The sequence below is a fragment of the Pseudobutyrivibrio sp. genome, assembly GCF_017471675.1.
In the GTDB taxonomy this organism is placed as follows: Bacteria; Bacillota; Clostridia; order Lachnospirales; family Lachnospiraceae; genus Pseudobutyrivibrio.
In genome coordinates, this window is the sequence record NZ_JAFUSK010000006.1 from 1 (window position 1) to 17,790 (window position 17,790).

Here is a 17,790-nt window from a genome sequence, read left to right on the forward strand (position 1 = left end):
GTTACCAGTTAAAGAACCTAAGCCTTCCATTGCAATACCGTCACGGCCCATTTCATTCGGCAAAACTATTCTAAATAAAATATCATTGTACATACTGTATATAGATGCATTTGCCGTTGTCCATCTAGTTGACCAAATGAAGAAAAAGAGCACTATCACAACAGCCAGTATTGCTATACCTGTCATATCTTTTCCGGTAGCTTTCTCCATATGACTAAAAAAAGCTACTGCTCCAAAACCGAATAAAGTCAAAAAAATAGCTCCATATTTAAAAAAATTTGAATAGGAATCATTATCAATAAAAACCTTGTTTTTAAATAAATTTTTCTTCATCTTAATATCCTCTCAATTGTGTCCTTTTTTTGCCCCTCTGGTTCATTTATTAAGCTAAGATTTCTACCTAACAAAACAGAGGTGAACGTGGTCTTGAATTTAGCTCTCTCAAGTTATTTTCGAAATTTTGTCCAAATAAACTTACTTTATAATTAAACTCACTAAATTGATAATGTATAGCGTTATTTGAATAAGAATTAGGCGGAATTTTCCCTCCCTTATCCATTGTTTTTTGTATCTTATCCTGGAACTTATATGTCTGTGATGTAGATAATGCTCTACTTACAGGATTATATTGCTTAAATGCATCTCCCAAAGTTTTATGGCTCATGGCAAGTCCAACTGCAACATCAAAATCCTTCTGCATAGTTTTTAAACCTGTACCAACTGCCTTATAATATTTTGATGTTTCTTTTGTTAATCTAAAACCGCCTTTAAAACCAGCATTATATAATCCCTTAATGTCATCCACCAATCTTGTAGAATTAGGCTTTAAGCCTCTAATAGTTCCTGTAAATGATTTGTATAATCCTTCTCCACTTCCTAGTGAATTTATTTTATTAGCCATATTCGCAATAGAAATTGTATCTGTTACAAATTCTGCAGTATCTACAGCATCTGCTCCCACGTAACTAAGAGTATTTCCCAACTTAGAATCAAATCTTGTCAACCTAAGCCAATCTGATGCTTTATCGGTGTCTCCATATATTTTTGCCCAAGCTGGGTCTCCACCATTTCTTGCCTCTAATGCCTTTTTTGATGTATATATGTTTGCAAAAGCATTTACAACTCCTATAGCACCTGAAACAACAGCAGATATAGATACTATAGCTTCAAACAATCCTGCTGCCAACGAGAGCGGAAATGCTGCTAATAATATACATACTGATGCTGCAAATAATAAGGCGGCTCCTACAATCTGGCATAGTTCCTTTCCACCACCACACTCATAAAAATACTTCAGCGCATCATACCCACTAGATATCTTATCGTGTACCCATACAGTTGCATCACAGAATAAATTGAATATTGGTCTTGAATTTTTAGCTTCTATACATAAGCTAATCATCAATGCCTCTATTCCTTCTGCCGCTTTTATTTCACTATGGTTCTTCAAAAAATCTTCTTGATTGTTTTCAATTTTAGTGGCCACATCCAAATCAGCTTGAATGGCATGCGCCATTAAAACTCCAACATTTTTTGCAAATGTTGCGTATTCATTAGCCTTATCTGCTAACTGTTGTTTCTTTGCCTTTACATAATATTGAGCCGATTCCAAAACATCATTCACTCCTGCTGTAACGCCGCCGAAGGAATTTATAACATCATTCTGGAGGCTCTCATAATATGACTCCGCCTTAACCGCAAGTGTATTAGCGCTGTCTATAATACCTTGCAAATTATCATAATCAATTGTTAACTCTGCCATTTTATATTTCCTACTACTTTATTTTCTTGAAGCAGCAGCTGCTGCCGCTCTTTCTGCGGCCTGTCTTGCCGCTTCTTCAGCTAATCTTCTTAACTCAGCTGCAATCGCATCCTCTGTTGAGCGTATATTAGCATTGCATGTCTGCAAGTCAGAATATAATCCATCTAGAATTCTATCAATTCTATTAATCTCGTTAGCTAGTTCATTTAAGCCGCTAGAAATAGATGAATCCGATGAACTGGCTTTTTCCAGCTCATCATTAACCTGACTAGAGATTTTTCCAACACTGGAAGTACCTTTCATAGCACTTGCGAAATTATCAATTATTTTATTTCCCCACTTATTAACTTCACCGTAGTTATCATCTCCAACGTTTGTTAAGTCCTTTTGGATTTTTACTACATCTGCTCTACGCTGCTTGTATTTACTTATTTCAGCTTCAATGTGTCTCTTCTGAGCTTGTAATGAAGCCAATCTTGATTGTAAGTCTGATAAGTAACTCATACCTTTATTCTCCTTTTATGATTGTGTACTAGCAAGCTTTGCTATTTCTTCATCAGTCTTTATGTAGGCTGCTTGAGCGTCAACTAAAGCATCACGCAAATCATAAAGAACATCTGAGACATCTTCCAACTGCCTATAAATTTTTGTATAGTCCTTCTCAAACTGTTTTTTACCTTCACCTTGCCAATACATAAACAATGTTGATGTTGTCGTCTTAACACCATCAATGATTCTCTCATATTCTTTGATGCCACTTTCAAAATCTTTAATAACTTCACCAAATCGTTCACTATCAAGATGTTTTACCTGTTCATCATTAGCGCCCATCCTATTGTCCTCCTTCATAAACTACTTTTATCTTAGAAACATCCTGTCCCTTGAATAAATAAGCATCACCAAGCTCTATAGGCTTTTTATATTGTTTTGCTGCACCGTTAGGCAAATCAACATTCTTAATCGCACTAATATCTTCCATTGCAATCATTGTATTAATTTCCTTCACCTGTTTGAGCATCTCTGATGCACCAAAACCTGTGGCAGCATTTTCAACATCTGCAAATACAAAAAGTAGTTTCATATTCTTGTATGTCTTTACTATTCGCTTGTATACCTCCACTGTAGCCTTGCTAATTCCATCAGTAGCAAATATATCCTTATTGTTTACAAGAATTGTAATTAATGGAAATGCATTAAGTGCATCAGCGCCGCCAGCCTTTACCATATCCATCCTTGTGATAAGTTCTTGTTCTACCTCTTCTAATATGAGTTCAAAGTCATTCAAATCAACTGAATATTTTTCAACTATTCCCATTGAAGAAGCACTCTTTAATTTCTGTTCGAAGCTATCTATTACATAAACCTTAGAATCAAAATTAAAGATATTTTTCTGGAGATAATTCAATAAATACATAGCAAATGAAGACTTACCAAAGCCCTTACGACCTGTAATACCCAAAGTACAAGTATTTAATAAATCAAGCTCAACAAAATCGACTAAATTGTAATCAATACCAATTGGGACTACATAATTTTCATTATCAAAGTAATTTGTCTTTACATAATCCAAATCAAGTACCTTTGGTACCTCTGGAATTCTTACAGCCTTTTCTGTAGGATTCTTACTATTGATAGATGCAATAAATTCTTTAATCTTTTGAACTCTGTCTATTTCCTTTTCACCCTCGAATGCAAGATATGTCTGCATTTCATATACAGTCTTATCAATTGAATATAAACATCTACCTGGGACATTCTTTGGAGACATTCGGCATCTATCAAACAATGTGCTATATTCATCGCTCTGGTTACAATACAAGCAAATTCTATTTGCGAAATTACTCATGTATTTATAACTGATTCCAGATGTTTGGATAGAAGTAAATATTAAACTAATACCAAGTGCTACACCTTCACGGCAAATATTTATTATGTCATCCTCATATTCTCCATAGAGTTCTTTAAGGGCAAGGAAATTATCAACCATGATTATAATCTGTGGGATGTCTGTATTTCCTGCCTCTTTATAAGATGAAAATGAAGTGATTCCCATATCGGCAAAACGCCCTTTTCTACGGACCATTTCCTTTCGAATCATTCTTATAAAATTCTTTAGCTTTTCATCATCTGCTGCAGAAATAACACCACCAATATGATTCAAATCCGCAAATACATTCAGTGCCATAGAAGCAAAATCCAGAATGTACATATTAACCTCTGAAGGTCTGTAATTTGTAGCAACAGCCCTGATAATCATCTGCAATAGGTTTGTCTTACCATACTGAGATGAACCAATAATAATTGTATTACCACTTGAAATATCCAGCTTTGCCACACCCTGATACTGATTATCCGGGTCATCATAAATTCCCAAATCTATAACTACACTGATATCATCATGTGATTTATCAGAATCCGCATATACGATAATCTCTTCCAAAGGTGGAAGGCAAATTCCTGGCAATCTATTGATACCATTTTCACTACAATACTCAGCAATATAATTTGTTATTGCATCAAGCTGAGTCTCTGATTCTTCATCAGATTTTTTCTTCTTTCGTGTATATACCGGAGTATGCTTACCCGCTAAATCAAGTGAATATATAGTAAACGGTTTCTGTTGTGCACTTGCATCAAAAGTAGCTGGTGCTCCACTGTATGCAGACTGGAATAATTCAAATATCTCATTATTACCTACTTGCAAATATGCACGACCTGGCTCTTTAATCTCTGCTGCAACTGGTGTCTTTAATACTTCATTACTGTCTTCCTTATTCTGAACCTTTAAGCAAAGCTTAAATTTAGAGTTTGACCAAATCTGTGCATCTACTACACCACTAGGCTTCTGAGTTGCAAGAATCAAATGTACACCAAGGCTTCGACCTATTCGAGCTGCAGAAATCAACTCTTTCATAAACTCTGGCTGATCCATCTTAAGCTCCGCGAACTCATCTACAATAAGAATCAAATGTGGAAGCGGAATTTTTGCCTCTCCCTTTTTGAAGAGCTTTATATAGGCATCAATGTGGTTAACATCATATTCTGCAAAAAGAGCCTGTCTTTTTCTAAGCTCGGCCTTAATTGATGAAAGTGACCTATTGATTTCTCGACCATCAATATTTGTAATAGCACCTATAAGATGGGGAAGATTCTTAAACTGGTTAACCATTCCACCACCCTTGAAATCGATGATTACAAAACCTACATCGTAAGGGTGAAATAATGTCGCCATCGATAAAATATATGACTGAAGTATTTCTGATTTACCTGAACCTGTTGTACCAGCCACAAGTCCATGTGGACCATGATGCTTTTCATTAAGGTCTAAGCTAACCACCTGACTTTTAGACTTTACACCAAGTGGGGCTGCCATAGATGTATATACCTGTGACTCTTCCCAATTCTTCGACAAGTTTATATCTTCAACATTGAGAATATTCATAAGCTCAAACAATGTAATATTTTTTGTTAAAGATCCTTCTAAGCTTACTTCCTCGCAATATACAGGTGCTAATTTATTTGAAATAAAAGCTGCTTCATTGTTATTTACAACTTCATATTCAAATCTAGAAACCAAGTTTTTATCGTCCGTATCTGTCACAATTCCCCTTGTGCCTTCAATCTGAATCACGCTATTACATCCGCTTGGCAATAGTTCCTTGTGCTCTTCAAAGAAGATAAATGAAACTCCTACCTGATTAGCATAATCAATAAACTTTGATATTGGATGATTCTTTATGCCATTATCTCTGTAAACCATGATTACATAGTTTGGATGAGTCTGCTCAGCTGTCTCTCTACTAGAAAGCTCCTTGTACAAGAAATCAAATAGAATACTTCTACTATCAGAATCACATACAATATTTCTCATATTAAGCTGCTCGTTTTTTATATGTGGTAAAAATCTGAGCCACTTAAAGTCCTCTTCATCATCTTCATCTAAAACGTAGAACAACTTAGTATCTGTGTAATACTGTCTTACTGCCAAATCAGTTGTTAAAGTCTTAATAAATGCATATAAATCATTTCTATTACCAATTACGCCAACAGCATTATTGTTCTTTAAATCAAGTGTAATTGGCACATTATGAACATCCCTATACTGAGCCTGAAGTTCGGTAGGAATCTTCATTAGCTCATCTGTACAGTTAAGCTCTTCTTTCTTTTTAATGCTTAATTTCTGAACTGCATTTTTCTTTCCGTTACCAAGACGTACTACTAAATAATCTTCATCCTTTGTACTTCTATCAAAAAGATAATCTGAAAAATCCCTAACAAATGCCTTTTCCTTGCTAATAGAATAATATGTATCATTCAATAAATGTTCTTCATTGCTCCGGCATTCTTCTATAAAAGTCTTCTTGTTTGCTATATATTCTGTATAGCTTGCTATTCGCTCATCAGATTCCTTTTTATAATTCTTCCTAGCATTAATAATACTTGTTACTGATGTAACAATACCTATACTCATGGAAATTACGCTAATCCATATATACGCACCGCCACCATTTCCCATTATTCCTCTAAGAACAACTGTTACAGCAAGCATAATAATAGCTGGTAATAACTGCATTACAATATTTCCTTCAGGCTTCTGTGGCTCCGCTGGAGGATCTAAAATTTCAATCTCATCATCTGGTAATACGGCTTTAAAACGTGGATTTCTGTTAAATTTAGGATATTCCAATTCATTTACAGAATCCTCTACCTTTTTACTAACAATAGAGTTGATATTCACTATTTTGGCTGAGTTACAGTAAAGCATATTATCTTTGAGGCACATTCCAAAAGTAGCAAATGATATAAAATCATTTTCAGCAATACCAACACTTTTTTCTATTTTAATGCCATTTACTCTAACGCCATATTTAGTATTGTTATCTGTAACAACATACCCGTTTTTCGTTCGTTCAATGGATATAAAATCGCTACCAATATATTCATCATTTATCTGAACATTGCAATCACTTCCACCGCCAACTAAAACTCTCGATTGATTTGTTAAGTCTAACGCTAAATCATAAGATTTTTTCTCATAGTCAAAATCAATCAATAACTCAACACTAAATAATTCTATACCAGAAGACTGATAACAAACAGAAACTGTATCTCCATGCTGTAATTCCTTGGTGATTAACTTTCTTACATCACCTTGGCTCAAATAAAGGTTATCCGAGCAAACTACTACCCACTTTTCATTTCTAGAAAATACTATTTCAAATTCTTCAAAAAAATTGTCTTTGTTAAGTCTAATATCACTCTCAATTCCAGTACCTACTCTAAGTGTTTGAACTTCAGGTGATATTTCTATCTCCCTATATATGTTTTTTTTTGATAATATAATTCTATATCTGTTAGTTTCCATAAGTTTCAACCTACTCCGTGAAATTTATTACTGTTCCATTTCTTACACCAAAATCAGATAGTTTTTTACTCCCCTTTAATAATGCAAATGGATTTTCTGCTTTTAAAAAACATTTCTTCTGATCCGATGTATCTATCCCTAACTCATACGCCGTATTAAGTCCTATTACCAAATCATTTGCAGTTATATCAAGTGGAATTTCTAAATCTATGCTTTCATTCTTTTTAATATTATTAAAAATAATTACTGCTGAATTTTCCATTTAAAACACCTACATTACTAAAAAAGCAACCTTTCTCATATTGTTATTTGCTTCCAAATTCTTTGGTTTTACCAAATCAACATCATTAATCATTTCTATGTATTCATTAATGCTAAATTTCGATATTACTTCCGTTGCCAACAATGCATTAAATTTGCTTCTTTCAAACTTATTACAAATGAATATATATTTTTGAGCGGTAATACCATTAATATTATTAACAAGATAATTAGTGCTATTAACTGCTGCAACAGATTGATCTGTTACCAAGATTACTTTATCTGCTGCATCCAGCATATTCAGTTTTTCCTCACTGAAAGTAGCCTCAGCATCAATAATTATGAAATCATAATCACTATTCTTTTTTGCTGATAAAGCAATTTTTAAGAATATCGAAAAATCAATTCCTAGAGATGGTAATGCAGCTTTAAATTCAGGAAGATAATCAAATCCATCATTTTTGATTTCAGATTTAATATCTAAAAATACATTATCAGTAGGACTGTAAAGTGCCGAATATATACTAGCTCCTGTTATTTGTTCTTTATCCTCTAAGAGATATTGAAAATTCTGCAACATTGCTGCATTTATATACAATACCTTCTGATACCCAGCCACCAAACTGGCAGCTAATCCCATGGCAATAGTTGTTTTTCCTACTCCGCCACATGCAGATGTAACAAGTACAATCTGTGTTTCCTTCTTTTCTACTGCGCCTCCCACAAGCTCTGATGCACTCTTAGCAACTACTTCACTAAATATTTCCATAATACTGGTATATTTATATAGTTTAGTAATGCTTAGATCACCTGTAGCACCATCATCAATATTTTCAGACATAACAAATACATTTTTTATATCATGTCTTTTTATCGAATTATCATATAAATCTTCTGACACGATTAGTATCGCTGCGCTCTTCGGTTCTGAAAAATATTCGGCAAAATAATTTCTATCTGTTATTATTTCTAAATCTATATTATTCAAATACTCGTTTATAAATTTATATTGTAAAGGAGCAATATAATTAACATCTGTATCTGCAATTATTACTTTTGGATTCGCCATCATACACCTTCCTATTCAACCCTAAAATCACTATTTGCAAGCTTAAGCGTATCACCTGGATTTAATGGCATTCTTTGACCTACCTCAACACGAGCTCCGTTTACATACGTTCCGTTTGCGCTGCCTTCATCCATTACATAAAAAACTCCATTTTGTCTAATAACTCTACAGTGTCTTCTGCTTATTGCACTGTTGAAATCAATGACTTTATCCACTAATTCAGCCTTCTTACCAATCAATACATCTTCTTCAGATATTTTTAATTCAAATGGATAAGGACTATCACACGCTATAAGCTTTAGGCAATTTAGATTTCCTGACATTCCTGCGCTTGATGGCATTGTTTGATTTATATTCGTAGTCTGCGTTTGTGCTGCTGGAACAATTTCTCTACATTTCTGATATATTAACTCCATTGGTAATCCTGCTTGTATATCCGCAAGAATAGCAGCCAATTGTTCACTTGGCATAGCACTGACACTATTAAGTAACTCACATATTAATTCTTTAAGGTTATGCTCAAAATCTTCTACATCCATGTACAATTTCTTCTCTATAGGTATGTACATCATTTTTACTTGCATGGTGTTTCTATCTACAAATATTTTGCGCTTCTCTAAATCTATACTTTGACATGTTAGGAATCCGTTTTCCTTAACCTTCTTGATTATGCCCAAAATATCTGCTGCAATCGAAATGGCTGTTTCAGATTTCATACTTTGCATCATTACGTCTAAAGATGTATAGTTCTCTCCTAAATAGCAAAGTGATGTCTGACCATTTCTTGTTATTTTTACGCATTTTAAAAAACCATCATTGCTTTGATTCTGAAGTACTTTATAATCTGTCTCTAGAAATGGCACTTGATTATTAATCACGTATTCTAAATTATTTCCATATACCAATTCTGTTATTACATTGTTCTCTATCAATCTATTCATTACTATTACCTATATATTTTTGTCGGAGCCTGTGATTTTAATATCATCCTGCATCTGAAATACCACGTTTTCATTTCCTGTATTAAGCACCGTTGTCTCATCTGATGCAAGCACAGTGGTAGCATCATTATCCATAAGCACTGTAGTGGCATCTGAGTCTATAAGTACCACCGTTTCATCGTTGCTTAACACTGTGGTAGCATCTTCATTTTCTTCTTTTTTCAGGAGCTTTGAAGTTCCCCAGCTTATCTTAGCCTTTTCCTTATCTCGTTCCTTTGATGAGTCTTTTTTTGATTTACGCCCTGCTCCAACACCTGTTAGCACTCTGAATGAATGGGGAATATCAAAAACTATAAATATTACAACCGCTGCAATTACCAGTACTATAGCGACAAGCAATAGTAATATCGACAAATTATCATAAAATTGTGTTTGTTCTGTTATCGCTTCAACATTTGAATTTATATTCATATCATTTCCTACTCTAACATTGAAATAGTTTGTTTTGCTTTTTCTATATTTGTTGCTAGTTCTTCCTCAAGCTCAACAACTCTATCAGTCTTTTCTATGCCTGAACCATCAATATCTTCCTTAACATGCTTTTCTATATCCATTAGGGCAAGCTGCATGTCTGATACCGATACTCCGGCTTTTTTGAACTGTGGAGCATTAACACAAATCTGCGATGCCATCTCTTTATAGATTGCAAGAGCTGTGTTTGCATTATCTGATTCAGTAATATTGCCATCACATAACGAAACTAAGTCATTCCAATAATCCTTGAAGGTTACTTCACTGTCTCCAGCCTTGTCCACTGAACCCAGCGTCACATAATACTCTGCAATAGCACCAAGCAACTTTGCTCGTTCCTTCTGATTTGCATTCAGATTTCCCTCAGTAGCCTTGTTAAACCAATATGCTGACTGTTGCTTATTGCCTTCACCTTCGTAGCTATAATAATATGCAAGACCTAATCTATATGCGAACAAGCTATAGCTATCAACATCCTGCGCTAGTATTTGCTCGTATGTATTCTTACCACTTGTCCTAATTAACAGTTCTCTAAGCTCTGCTGCTTCATCTGCCGAAAAAATCTCATCAGATAAATACACATTATCAATAAGACTATTGTATGAATCCACCTGAGAAGGATCTACAGCAATAGAATTAATCAAAGCTTCTTTTGTATCAGCTGCTGTTGCTCCTCTATTAGCATTATCCAAAAGCATTTCGTGACTGACTGTCTTTATATGGTTTCCGTAGCTATATGACGAAAACGAACCTATTCCAGCTGCCAGTGCAAGCACAGCGGTTATAGCAAAAATAGCAAGCTTTGTTCTTTCTTTCTTTCGATATGTTTCATCTAATTCATCATAATGCTCAAGAGCATATAGAAGCTCATCATCATTCTGATATCTTTTTTCTGGATCTAGCTGTGTACATTTTGCAACAATCTGCTCTAATCCTGTGGATAAGGATTCATTCCAGTACCTTATATTTCTAATCTCATAAGGTGGCTCACTTGGGTTCTTACCGGTCACAAGATGATATATTGTTGTTCCTAAGCAATATATATCCGTCCTTGCGTCTGTCTGTCCCTGTCCACCAAACTGTTCTGGAGCTGCATAGCCTCTTGTTCCAAGACATGTAGTATCTTCTACGTTCGTATCCTTATACTGTCTAGCCGTTCCAAAGTCAATAAGGACTATTGTTCCATCAGGCTTTAGCATTATATTTCCAGGCTTTAAATCCCTGTATATAATTGGTGGATTTTGAGAATGTAAATAACCAAGCACATCGCAAAGCTGCTTTGCCCATTCTATAACTGCCTCCTGAGGTTGAGGACCATATTCATCCACTGCTTTCTTTAGGGTATTACCCTCTATATAATCCATTACAATCAAAATCGAATCGTCATAATCAATGATATCGATGATGCTTGGCAGGTTGGGATGATTAAGATTTTTCAACAGCTCTGTTTCTGTCTTTATGCTATTAAGATTTATCTCTGAAGCAGCTGCTGCATCTTTTCTGATTTCCTTTATTGCCCATTGTTTATTAGCCCTTTCATTCATTGCCAAATAAACAACGCTCATTCCACCTTGGCCTATTTTATTTAATATTTTGTATTTATTATCTATTACTGAACCTATTTCCAACATAATTTATACCGAAATAATAAGACTTGAAATATTGTCGTTCTCCCCTCTTTGCATTGCCATAAGCGCTAGTTGTTCCAGCCCTTTTGGCCGAGAGGCTATTGATACTATCTCTTGATTACTAATCTTTCTCCAGAATCCATCTGAGCATAAAATAAAGTGACAACCTTTACGAATTTTCCCCTCGAAAAATTCTGGAATAACTTGTTCTGAAGCCCCTACACACTGAAGTAACACACTTTTCTTATCGCTACGTTCAGCCTCTTCTACAGTCATTCTCCCTAGCTCAATCTGTTGTTGCACATAACTTTGATCGTGTGAAATCATTTCAATAGATTTTTTATCAAATATATACCCTCTAGAATCTCCTACATTCATAGAAAGATATATGTCACCGATTATAATAATTGCCACCACTGTTGTTCCTAAACGGATATGATTATCTTCACCATAAGCTTTAAGCTTATGGTTCATTTCAGTCACAAGTTGCTTCCAGCTTAGTTCAATTTTTTTCTTTAAAGCTTCTTTGTCATAGCTAAAAGTATCACCGCCTAAAGAAATGGTTTTATCATTATCAATCAATAATGTGGGAAAAATATTTTTAAACCATTCATCCATTCTATCTATGAATGAGGAGCTTGCTACTTCTCCGCATGATAGCCCGCCCATTCCATCACAAAGAACACCCAGGCAAATATTTCCAATTCCATTGACACTAGCTTGTTTTACAAGTAATGCATCTTGATTAACTTCTTTTTTTATACCCTTATCTGAATAGGCATCTACTAAAAAACCCATAATTCTATTCCTATGCTTGATATTCAAATTCTTCATTAGACAGCTTAATAACGTCACCTGTATTTAACAGTACTGAACGTTCGCTCTCTAATTTCATACCATTTATGTATGTGCCGTTTGTTGAACTACAATCTTGTATATACACACCATTTCTGCCATAACTAATGATTGCATGTTTACGACTAATTGAACTATTATTCTCAATGCAATAATCTGAATGTAATGCATCTTTTCCAAGAATGAATTGCTGTTTATTGAGCGCAATTCTCTCTGATGTTCTTTTTCTAACAAGAGTTCCCAAATTTGAAGGTGCGTTTAATTCGCCACTTAATAATGTAGTCTCACCATCATTATTAAAAGATGTCTTACTAAGTATGGTTGTTTCATCTGATGAACCACCATTTGCTCGATTCATGCTATCTACTGGAATTGAACTTTTAGCACCTGTCATTTTTATAGAATTCTTATCAATATCCATGCTGAATACTGGTCCATTGTAGGTTGCCTTTTCCTTCTTAGGGCTTTTTTCGTCCTTCTTAACTACAGCAATAATAATTATTGCTATAACCGCAATTATTAATGCGGCAGCGCCTACACATATTCCTATAAAAAGAGTATTTGATGAGCTTTTCTTTGTATCAACAGATTGTGCTTTTAATTCTTCTTGTTGATCAGTTGGCTCCACTTCTTCCTGCTTAGGAGTTGTATTCACCTGAGAATACTTGACACCAAGTCCATCTAAAATCCTGACTATTTTTGTAGAATCTAATGAATATGCTGTTCCATTTTCATCAACATACATATTCAAGCCAATAACATAACCATTTTCATTAACGAGTGGTCCACCATTATTGTTAAAATCGAATGCAGCATTACTCTCTACTACCTGAACACCATCCTGTTGCTCCATTGCCAGGATTTCACCCGATGCTACACGAATATCCTGCTCATTGTAATAAATCTTTGATGAGTCGTAACTAACAGCCGCATCAAATCCAAGCTGAAAAACAGCGTCTCCCACAGAATATGGAAGATTTTCAACATCATAATTCTTGTTTGTTAGAATTGATAAAGGCGTTTTAGTAAATATTGGCTGTGGTAGCTGAAGTACAGCCATGTTCAACTCTTTACTTTCAGTAAGCACTGTTGCAGTTAACGCAACATCATTTTCAATGGCTACCTGTGTTTCTACTTGATAATTGCTTTTATTATCGTCTGTAATAGAAATGCCATAATATTCATAAGCTTCCTGCATAGTTTCCTGGCTTGGATTAACAATTTGTTCACTTGTAATTACATATTCCGTTCCTTCTGAATCTCCAATCAAAAATCCAGCTCCACCTATTACAACATGATTACCAGTTTCTGCGTCAACAATCACAGTGTTAACTTGAACCATTCCTGATTTAGCTGATTCAGCTGTTGTGTTCTCCTTTGCGTACACTGGAATAACTGTCATTACAGCCATTCCTAAAGTTAATACTAATGTGCTAATCTTTCTTAATACTTTCATCTCTATCTCCATTTCATTTAATATATACTGCCTCATCTAAAAGCTGATATATCAGTTCTTAAATCAAACAGTATATAAAAAGAATCACGCTACGGCAGACCCAATTTGTCTGCCGTAACGTATATTAACTATTTAGTCTTTTTTCTATTAGTAATAACCACTACTGCACCAATCATCACGATAGCTGCAATAATACCTGCGATAGCAATTACCTTAGAAATATTGTTTATAACACTTGTACCTACAGCTGCTTTAGCATCATTGTCGCCTGTAGTAGGTGTCAAGTTATCTGAAATCAAAAGCTCTTCGGCTTTCTCTGATACAAGAATGTTGTTATATGCAAGATTTACCTTGTTTCCAGCAATATCTGAACAGATGATTTCTACCTTCTGGTAATCATCCTTTGATGGTATTGTAAGTACTACTGTTCCACCATTTTCTGAAAGCTCTTTAGCTGAGTACTCACCAAGCTTATCCCCATTTAATAGAACAGACATCTTCTCAACACCCATTGTATCTGCAGCATTGACTGAGAAATCATGGCTTGCTTCTTCATATACGCCTTCATCCTCAAGTCCAGAAACTACAACGCTAGGTGCTGTTGCATCCATAAGGAATTTAACTTCTGCATCCTTTGACTGGTTACTCTGTTTATTAGTAGCCTTGTCCTCAGAGAATACTGTTACAGAATACATTCCATCCTTCTTGAAGTTAGAAGCATTAACTGTGTAGCTGATTGAGTGCCATCCCTTGTTGTTTGTAAGGTCACTTACTTGATAGCCTCTACCCTCTGCCACATTCTTAACATTACCATCGTGGGCAACTGAAACTTCCTTGCTTGTAAGGGCATCAACATTAATCTCTGTGATAACAACATCCTGTGGTCTTGTTACATAGTAGTTATCAACCATTTCCTTTGTTGCATCACTAAGAACAAAGATTGAACCGAATCTGTTAAGTGAATACTTGTAAGTCTTCTCAACCTTGTTACCTGCCAAGTCTGTAAGCTTAACATTAAGTGTATATAAATCGTCGTTAACCTTTTCATGAGCTATATCAGCGATTTCATATGTGAACAAACCTGTGCCACTTGTCTTTGAAATAGATGGGCTGATTGTTCCGTTGTTTGAGCCTGTAAGTGTAATCTCTGTACATGCATCTGTAAGGTTCATATCCTTAGATTTGATAACTGGTACAACCTTACCATTGTTTGCAGACATATCTGTTACACCTGTAATCTCAAGCTCAGGGGCTGTCATATCAATTACGAAATCATCACTTACATAAGTGTTTGACATGTTACCAGCCATATCCTCACATGAAAGTGTGAAGCCATACTTACCGTCTTTATCAAATGTAATCTTTGTGATATGACTATCATCTCTATCTGTGTAAGCAGAAAATCCTGGAACTGCTAACTCTTCACCAGAGTTCTTCTTGACAGAAACCTGGTCACTTGTAAAGTTCAACTCCTTAAAATCAATTGTTGCTACGCGTGCATCCTTATAATAATTACCATTTAAGAAGCTGTTGTTATCAAACTCAACTGTGATAACAGGTGCAGTCTTATCGATTACGAATTCCTTATTGTAATCATCCTGCATGTCTGAAGATGCAACCCACTTGTTACCAGCCTTATCTGCAAATTCAATATTTCCGATTGAATATGTTCCGTCCTGGTCAAACACAATGCTTCCTGTGTAGTTTCCATTAGAACCTGTCATCTGGTTAACAGTGTGCTTGCCGCCCTTTGCGTTAACTGTAACCTTGCTCATGTCTGCTTCTTTTGAATCAATATTTACATCTGTAAATGTAAATGTTGCTGTTCTGTTAGCCTTGAAGTACTTATCATGCTTAAATTCGTTGTTATCAAATTTGATAGTAAGCACTGGTGCTGTCTTATCTACGATGAACTCTGGCTCATCCTTAATCTCTACTGAGTTACCAGCCAAATCGTAAATTGTACCAGAAACTACATGTGCACTCTCTTCACCTACCACAATTGATGTAGTGTTAGAGCCTTCTGCAAACTTGCCTTCGCCATCAACGTTTTTATGATTAGAAACTACGATAGCTGATTTTGCTGTATCTATATGTTCTTCAACTGCATTTACCTCTACAGTAACATCCTGGTTGTAGTACTTGTCATTCATCTTTGTAGCTGCTGACTTGTACTCTACTGTAGCTGTTGGAGCTGTGTTGTCGATGTATACATTAATGTCATCTGAAAAGTTTGAATTTGTAAGGTTGTATGTTGTTACACCATCTTCAAACTTGTCACTAGAATCGATCTTGTAGCTTAGTGTATTTACGTATGTTATATAAACATTATTCTTAAAAGCATTACCCCAACTATCATAGGTTTCTTTTACAGAAGGATTGTAAGGGATTTGCTCTACAGTTCGCTTGCTTCCCTTTGTTGCTGTTAATGCAACAGCTGCATTAGAAATAGCTTTTCCTGTCTCGGCTGTGATTGTTACTACTAAATCATTGTTGCCATTAATCTTCTTTGAATACCAGTCGCTATTTGCATTAGCGCCCTGAGTCCATGAACCATCTTCATTTGCGACAACCATTTTTGCATTTTCCATATGCTTCTCAGGATTGCTGTTTCTGATGATTGATGAAAGCTCGATACTACCATTACCTTTAATAGTTCTTGGTAAACCAATTATACCAAGCAAACCATATGATTCCTTGAACTCATAGCTTGCCTGTACACCTGCTATTGTTAAGCTCTTGCTCTCTGGTGCATCTACGATACACTCAAATTTTGCAGTTCCATCAGTTGTTACTGAACCACTTACTAAGGACATCTGTTTAGTATCTTTATCTGGAGTATTTACGCATAATGTTAATTGCATATTATCCTTCCAGAACTGCTCATCTTTTCCATTATTGAAATTTTGGCACTTAACAGTAACAACAAGCTTTACACTATTATCAAATACCTTATGTGCATATCCATTTTTGTCTGTTACTGTCTCTGTTGGTGCTAAAGATGAACCATCAGCATTTTGATATTCAACATTCTCAATCACCACTGAAGCTTCTCTTTGGTCATTAATACTGTGACAATCCTTACATCTTTCTAATCCAAAGAATAGTTTTTCAAAATTACATGGAACATTTTTGTACTGTGTCACTCCACATATAGAACATGTTCTCTCTACCTGGTGTTCATGACTCCACCAGCTAATCATTGTAGGGTTTCCCCACTCACTGAAATCGCAATCTTCTTCCTCTGTCATTGATTGACCGCAGATTTTACACTTACCTGTAATTAAATGCTTGCCATTATAGGTTTTCTTAATTGCTCGGCTATCTTCAACCATTTCGCAATCGCTAGTTTTATAATTCTGTGTTTCTCCACAGAGCTCACAAACTTCATAGGTTGCATGCTTATTATTACCAAGCCCTTCAGTTACTGTCTTCCACTGATGCTCACATGGCTGAACGTCGTCATCATCGTCATCATCATGGTCGTCATCCTTGGCTAATTCTTCCTTAGCCTTTTTTAACTTATCATCATCTGCTGGCTTCTGAGTTTTTGAATCCGCATTTAAATCAGAAGAATCACTATCTCCCTTATTTGTGTCTTCTCTATCATATTCAGTTGTTGTAGTGTTGCTATTATCTATGCTGTCTCTACCAGAAACGGTATCATTTTGATTAGTGCTAGAATTTGTGTCGTTAGATGTATTACCTGTTTCAATTACTACTTCTTGTGATGTTTTCCCATCATCCTCTGCCGTATCGGCATATACGGCGGTACTACTTAATAACAATGTGGAAAGCATTGTCAACGCCACTAGCCGTCTAACAGTGGCGATTTTGTGTAACCTTTTCAATTGTAAAACTACCCTTTCTAAAATTTCGTGTTCACATTTTGAACACAAACAGTAATTTATCATAGAAATTG

Annotated in this window: 13 protein-coding genes; all 13 read right to left on the reverse strand. The window is 35.3% G+C overall.

What is annotated here, in order from left to right; all coding sequences use genetic code 11:
• Nucleotides 1-333: hypothetical protein (locus IJ535_RS01235; protein WP_294297670.1), on the reverse strand; the 333-nt coding region annotated here is incomplete at its 3' end.
• A 67-nt stretch (nt 334-400) separates the two neighbouring features.
• Nucleotides 401-1,762 carry a hypothetical protein gene (locus IJ535_RS01240; protein ID WP_294297673.1) on the reverse strand — a complete coding sequence of 454 codons (1,362 nt, stop codon included), beginning with the start codon at nt 1,760-1,762 and terminating at the stop codon, nt 401-403.
• A gap of 18 nt (nt 1,763-1,780) precedes the next feature.
• The gene (locus tag IJ535_RS01245) at nt 1,781-2,266 is read right to left on the reverse strand and encodes a hypothetical protein (RefSeq protein ID WP_294297676.1); all 486 of its coding nucleotides are present in this window, start codon (nt 2,264-2,266) and stop codon (nt 1,781-1,783) included.
• Between the two features lie 15 nt (nt 2,267-2,281).
• Entirely contained in the window at nt 2,282-2,593 is a 312-nt protein-coding gene (locus tag IJ535_RS01250) for a WXG100 family type VII secretion target (RefSeq protein WP_294297681.1), read from the reverse strand.
• Between the two features lies 1 nt (nt 2,594).
• On the reverse strand, nt 2,595-7,127 hold the full coding sequence (gene essC, locus IJ535_RS01255) for a type VII secretion protein EssC (protein ID WP_294297684.1): 4,533 nt from the start codon (nt 7,125-7,127) through the stop codon (nt 2,595-2,597).
• Between the two features lie 10 nt (nt 7,128-7,137).
• Complete coding sequence (locus IJ535_RS01260; protein ID WP_294297687.1) at nt 7,138-7,389, reverse strand: EsaB/YukD family protein; 252 nt, start codon at nt 7,387-7,389, stop codon at nt 7,138-7,140.
• A 9-nt stretch (nt 7,390-7,398) separates the two neighbouring features.
• Entirely contained in the window at nt 7,399-8,460 is a 1,062-nt protein-coding gene (locus tag IJ535_RS01265) for an AAA family ATPase (RefSeq protein WP_294297691.1), read from the reverse strand.
• Nucleotides 8,461-8,468: 8 nt separating this feature from the next.
• Nucleotides 8,469-9,398, reverse strand: a complete 930-nt coding sequence (locus IJ535_RS01270; protein ID WP_294297694.1) for an FHA domain-containing protein — start codon at nt 9,396-9,398, stop codon at nt 8,469-8,471.
• Nucleotides 9,399-9,407: 9 nt separating this feature from the next.
• Nucleotides 9,408-9,869, reverse strand: coding sequence for a hypothetical protein (locus IJ535_RS01275; protein WP_294297697.1), 462 nt, complete (start codon nt 9,867-9,869; stop codon nt 9,408-9,410).
• A gap of 8 nt (nt 9,870-9,877) precedes the next feature.
• Nucleotides 9,878-11,560 carry a serine/threonine protein kinase gene (locus IJ535_RS01280; RefSeq protein WP_294297700.1) on the reverse strand — a complete coding sequence of 561 codons (1,683 nt, stop codon included), beginning with the start codon at nt 11,558-11,560 and terminating at the stop codon, nt 9,878-9,880.
• A 3-nt stretch (nt 11,561-11,563) separates the two neighbouring features.
• Nucleotides 11,564-12,355, reverse strand: coding sequence for a PP2C family protein-serine/threonine phosphatase (locus IJ535_RS01285; RefSeq protein WP_294297703.1), 792 nt, complete (start codon nt 12,353-12,355; stop codon nt 11,564-11,566).
• 10 nt (nt 12,356-12,365) lie between these two features.
• Entirely contained in the window at nt 12,366-13,868 is a 1,503-nt protein-coding gene (locus IJ535_RS01290) for an FHA domain-containing protein (protein WP_294297706.1), read from the reverse strand.
• A 128-nt stretch (nt 13,869-13,996) separates the two neighbouring features.
• Entirely contained in the window at nt 13,997-17,719 is a 3,723-nt protein-coding gene (locus IJ535_RS01295; RefSeq protein ID WP_294297709.1) for an Ig-like domain-containing protein, read from the reverse strand.
• Nucleotides 17,720-17,790: the final 71 nt, after the last annotated feature.

Excerpts from the sequence above, each read along its gene's own strand:
- IJ535_RS01240 (WP_294297673.1), bottom strand. The coding sequence starts at position 1,762 with ATGGCAGAGTTAACAATTGATTATGATAATTTGCAAGGTATTATAGAC.
- IJ535_RS01245 (WP_294297676.1), bottom strand. The coding sequence starts at position 2,266 with ATGAGTTACTTATCAGACTTACAATCAAGATTGGCTTCATTACAAGCT.
- IJ535_RS01250 (WP_294297681.1), bottom strand. The coding sequence starts at position 2,593 with ATGGGCGCTAATGATGAACAGGTAAAACATCTTGATAGTGAACGATTT.
- essC (WP_294297684.1), bottom strand. The coding sequence starts at position 7,127 with ATGGAAACTAACAGATATAGAATTATATTATCAAAAAAAAACATATAT.
- IJ535_RS01260 (WP_294297687.1), bottom strand. The coding sequence starts at position 7,389 with ATGGAAAATTCAGCAGTAATTATTTTTAATAATATTAAAAAGAATGAA.
- IJ535_RS01265 (WP_294297691.1), bottom strand. The coding sequence starts at position 8,460 with ATGATGGCGAATCCAAAAGTAATAATTGCAGATACAGATGTTAATTAT.
- IJ535_RS01270 (WP_294297694.1), bottom strand. The coding sequence starts at position 9,398 with ATGAATAGATTGATAGAGAACAATGTAATAACAGAATTGGTATATGGA.
- IJ535_RS01275 (WP_294297697.1), bottom strand. The coding sequence starts at position 9,869 with ATGAATATAAATTCAAATGTTGAAGCGATAACAGAACAAACACAATTT.
- IJ535_RS01280 (WP_294297700.1), bottom strand. The coding sequence starts at position 11,560 with ATGTTGGAAATAGGTTCAGTAATAGATAATAAATACAAAATATTAAAT.
- IJ535_RS01285 (WP_294297703.1), bottom strand. The coding sequence starts at position 12,355 with ATGGGTTTTTTAGTAGATGCCTATTCAGATAAGGGTATAAAAAAAGAA.
- IJ535_RS01290 (WP_294297706.1), bottom strand. The coding sequence starts at position 13,868 with ATGAAAGTATTAAGAAAGATTAGCACATTAGTATTAACTTTAGGAATG.